Source organism: Kineococcus indalonis (assembly GCF_009906395.1).
Classification (GTDB): Bacteria; Actinomycetota; Actinomycetes; order Actinomycetales; family Kineococcaceae; genus Kineococcus; species Kineococcus indalonis.
The window spans coordinates 1-4248 of record NZ_JAAALM010000363.1; the positions used below are offsets into that span (position 1 = coordinate 1).

General features: G+C 80.3%; 5 protein-coding genes. 1 reads left to right on the plus strand and 4 read right to left on the minus strand.

The annotated features are described in order from the left end of the window. The coding region (locus tag GTR00_RS15705) for a GntR family transcriptional regulator (RefSeq protein ID WP_166612532.1) at positions 1 to 657 on the minus strand (657 nt) is incomplete at its 3' end. 387 nt (positions 658 to 1044) lie between these two features. On the opposite strand from GTR00_RS15705, the gene GTR00_RS15710 reads away from it, so the two are divergent. After that, positions 1045 to 1689 carry a hypothetical protein gene (locus tag GTR00_RS15710; protein ID WP_323132521.1) on the plus strand — a complete coding sequence of 215 codons (645 nt, stop codon included), beginning with the start codon at positions 1045 to 1047 and terminating at the stop codon, positions 1687 to 1689. 24 nt (positions 1690 to 1713) lie between these two features. Here the strand turns inward: GTR00_RS15710 and GTR00_RS15715 are convergent, their stop codons facing one another. The 3 genes from GTR00_RS15715 to GTR00_RS15725 all read right to left on the minus strand — a co-directional run. Next, positions 1714 to 1932: an RNA-binding S4 domain-containing protein gene (locus GTR00_RS15715; RefSeq protein WP_407659711.1), complete on the minus strand. Its 219-nt coding sequence runs from the start codon at positions 1930 to 1932 to the stop codon at positions 1714 to 1716. Beyond that, positions 1929 to 2357 carry a hypothetical protein gene (locus tag GTR00_RS15720; RefSeq protein ID WP_166612533.1) on the minus strand — a complete coding sequence of 143 codons (429 nt, stop codon included), beginning with the start codon at positions 2355 to 2357 and terminating at the stop codon, positions 1929 to 1931. The genes GTR00_RS15715 and GTR00_RS15720 overlap by 4 nt, the downstream gene beginning before the upstream one ends. Before the next feature lie 128 nt (positions 2358 to 2485). After that, positions 2486 to 4248, minus strand: a 1763-nt coding sequence (locus GTR00_RS15725; RefSeq protein ID WP_166612534.1) for an ATP-binding cassette domain-containing protein, incomplete at its 5' end; no start/stop codon positions are given.

Here is a 4248-nt window from a genome sequence, read left to right on the forward strand (position 1 = left end):
CGCCGAGGTCGGGGCGGCGGCGGGCGCGAAGTGCGCCAGGAACTGCGTGCGGCTGCGGTGCAGGTGCACGCGCACGGCGGAGGCGGCCAGCCCGGCGTCCCCGGCGGCGACCGCCTCGGCGATGAGGCGGTGCTCCTCGGCGGCCTGCGCGAGCCGGGCGGCGTCGTGCCGGGCCAGGCGCCGCACCCGCACCAGGTGGGTGCGCACCGTCCCCAGCGCCTGCACCAGGTGGGCGTTGCCGACGGCGGCGTCCAGCGCGGCGTCGAACTCGGCGACCAGCGCGTAGTACCCGCGCAGGCCCTCCTCCCCCGCCGCGAGCAGCTCCGGCGCGCGCCCGAAGCGCCGGGCCAGGGCCGCGAAGACGGCCGGGTCGCCGCGGCGGGCGGCCAGCCGCACGGCCTGGCGCTCCAGCGGCTCGCGCACCTCGTGCAGCTCGGTCACGGCGTCGGCGGACAGGGCGCTGACGACCAGCCCGCGCCCGGCCAGCGGCTCGGCCAGCCCGTCGGCCACGAGCCGGGCGAACGCCTCGCGCACGGGGGTGCGCGACATGCCCAGGCGCACCGACTGCTCCACCTCGGCGAGCACCGCGCCGGGGGCCAGGACGCCGTCGAGGACGTCCTCGCGCAGCTGCGCGTAGGCGCGGTCGCGAGCGCGCACCGCCTCCCCCTCCCTCGCCGTCGAGGTCCCGTGCATGCACAGCACGGTCCTGGTGCCGAGAAAGGTAGCCCCGCGGCGGCCCTGTGCATACCCCGGGCCCTGCCGGGCGGAAAACCCGTGGCCCGCGCCGCCGGCGCGGTGGGCGCGTCGGGGCGTGCTCGACGCCGAGGCGACCGCGGTGCGGGTGTGGGGCCCGGAGGTGGCCCGCGACTACGACGACTCCTCCGCGGAGGTGTTCGCGCCGGAGGTGCTCGACCCCGCGGTCGACTTCCTGGCCCGCCGCGCCGGCGGCGGGCGCGCGCTGGAGCTGGCCGTGGGCACCGGGCGCGCGGGCCCCGGCGCCCGCGGGCCCTGGCCCCCGCGGACCGCGGCGGGCAGGATCGGCGCGTGCGGCCCGACGACGACGAACCCCGCTCCGGCCCCTGGCGCGCGGTGCCGCTGGAGGAGCTGCGCGCGCACCTGCTCGCCGCCGCCGGGCCGGTCACCGGACGCCCCGTCGTGCTCGCCGTCGACGGGCGCAGCGCGGGCGGGAAGTCCACCCTGGCCCGCCGCCTGGCGCAGGACCGGCCGGGCTGGTGCGTGGTGCACACCGACGACGTCGCCTGGTGGCACTCGTTCTTCGACTGGGACGACCTGCTGGCCACCGGCGTGCTGGCACCGGCCCGCCGCGGCGAGGCCGTCGCCTACCGCCCGCCGGCCTGGGACGAGCGCGGGCGCGAGGGGGCGGTGCGCGTCCCCGCGGGCACGCGCGTGCTCGTCGTGGAGGGCGTCGGCTCCTCCCGGCGCGCCCTGGCGCCCCTCGTGGACGCCGCGGCGTGGGTGAGCACCCCGTTCGAGGAGGTGCTGCGCCGCGAGGCGGCGCGCGCCGCGGCCGGGCGGTCCACCCCGCGGCTGCAGCGCGACTGGATGGCCGCGGAACTGCCCTTCCTGGCCGCCGACCGCCCCTGGACCCGCGCGGCGGTCCTCGTCGACGGCACCGCGGGCGCCGCCGGCGACGAGGTGCGCGTGCTCACCGCCCCGGCACCCGCCTGAGCGCCGGGGCCCCCGGGGCGGCGCTCAGCCGACCAGGACGCGCCACTCCTGCCCGCCCAGCTCCACGACGTCGCCGTCGGAGAGCTGCCGGCCGCGGCGCTCGTCCACCTCGCCGTTCACGGTGACCTCGCCGGCGGAGAGCACCTCGCGCGCCTCGCCGCCGGAGCCGACGGCGCCGGCCAGCTTGAGGAACTGACCCAGCCGCACGGTGCCGGTGACCTGCACGTCGCGCTGCACGCTCACGCCCCCGCGCCCTCCTCCTCGTCCAGGGCCAGCGCCTCCAGCACCGCGGCGATGCGGCGGGCGTCGGCGGCGGTGAGGTGCTCGGGCACCAGGACCTCCGCCAGCCGGCCGCCGCGCAGCGGGATCGCGTGCCGCAGCGTGCGCCCGGCCTCCGCCGCGGGCGCCTCCTCCTCGACGACCTCGGCGTCCACCGCGTCGCCGACCTGCTCGCCCAGCCGCTCGCCCGCCCCGCCGGCGGGGCCCGGCGCGCCCTTGCCGAGGTTCACCGAGGGGTCGCCGGCCAGGAAGGTGCGCAGCCGCTCCACGCCCTGCGCGGCCAGGCGCTCGGCGCCCGGGTCCAGCCGGCCGCCGCGCAGCACCTCCCGCAGCACCGCGTCCAGGGACGCGCCCCCCCTGCCGGTCCTGCCGTCGCCGTTCTCGCCCACCGCAACCTCCCGCGCCTCGTGCTCGTGCCGCTGTCGGCACCGAGCATCGCACCCGGGCGCGGACCCGGCCCTCCCCCGTGCGGCTGGCCCCCGGTCCACCGGAGGTCGCGGGCCCGACCCGCGGGGTCTCAGCCCGCCAGGTGGCCCCAGCGCTCCTCCAGCCGCGCCCACGGCCCGCTGGCGGCCACGCGCCCGTCCACGAGCACCACGACCCGGTCGGCCGCGGCCAGCGCCGCCCGCTTCGAGCTCGAACCCAGCACCGTGGTGCCGCGCTCGCGCAGCGCCCGCCACAGCTCCACCTCGGTGCGCGCGTCCAGCGCGGAGGAGACGTCGTCGGCGACGAGCAGGTCCGCGCCCGAGGCCAGCGCGCGCGCCAGCGCCAGGCGCTGCACCTGCCCGCCCGACAGCCGCACCCCGCGGTGGCCGACCAGCGCGCCCGGCCCGCCGGCGGCCGCGACGTCCGGCCCCATCCGCGCGTCGGCCAGCGCCCGCTCCAGCCGGCGCGCGGCGCCCGGGTGGTCCAGGGCCGCGTTGTCGGCGAACGAGCCCGACAGCACCCTGGGCACCTGCGCCACGTAGCAGACCTGCGCCGGGCGCAGGAAGGTCTGCGGGTCGCGCACCTCCTCGCCGTTCCAGCGCAGCGAGCCCTCGTGGTCCACCAGGCCCGCCAGCGCCGCCAGCAGGCTGGACTTGCCCGAGCCGACGCGGCCGGCCACCAGCACCAGCTCGCCCGCCGCCACGCGCAGGTCCACGTCCGCGGCGCCCACGGTGCCGTCGTCGTGGACGGCGGTGAACCCGCGCAGCTCCACCTCGCGCAGCGGGTGGTGCGCGGGCACCGGCGGGGCCGGCGCGGTGCCGGTGACGAGGTCCACCCCGGGCGGCGGGGTGAGCACGTCGGCGCGGCCGGCGAGCGCGGAGACCGCCCGCAGCCACTCGCGCGCCACCGGCGCCTCGGTGACGACGGCCCCGGCGACCTGCCCGTAGTAGGAGGAGCCGGCCACCGCGGTGGACACCAGCAGCGTGGTGGCCAGGTCCCAGGTGCCGCGCAGGTGCAGCCACCAGACGGCCACCAGGGCCAGCTGGACCAGCACCACGGGCACCCCCTCCAGCACCGCCCGCACCCGGAACTCGCGCACCGAGGCGTGCACCCGGGTCCGGTCCACGGCGTGCAGCTGCGCCAGCACCCCGGGCGTGGCGGCGGCCAGCTTCACCGTGCGGGCGGCGTCGACGGCCGAGCCCAGGGCGCGGCCGAAGCGGGCGCGGGCGTCACCGGCGCGCGTCGCGCTGCGCCCGGCGGCCCCCGCGCCGGTGACCGAGACCACGGCCGAGACCGCCATGACCGCGGCGACGACGCCGCCGGCGCCCGCGGTGCCCGCCAGCAGCGAGGTCGTCACCACGACGACGCAGCCGATGGCGACGTCGACCCACCGGTCGACGTAGAGCACGAAGCGCTCGGAGTCCAGGCACCGGGCGGTGACCTCCCCGGCGGGCACGCGCGGCAGGCGGTGCTGGCGGGTCTGCCCGGCCAGCACCGCGCAGCGGGCCCGCAGCGTCACGGCGTTCCACCACGACGGGTACAGGCGCAGCGCCGTGAACAGCGCGAACGGCCCGGCCAGCAGCGCCGCGCCCACCGCGGCGGTCAGCTGCCACACCCCCGGCGCGCCCGCCGGCCCGCCGGCGACCGCCGCGACCACCTCGCCCCACAGCTTGCCGGTGACCGCGCCGTGCGCCCCCAGCAGCGACATGCCCAGGAAGAGCACGGCGCCGGTCAGCCCCCAGCGCGGGTGCACCACGACCGCGCGCAGCACGGTGCGCGCCAGGCGCGGGGCCGGCGCCTGCGCGGCGGGGCGCGGGCGCCGGGCCGGCCCCGGGACCGGAGCGGCGCCCGCGC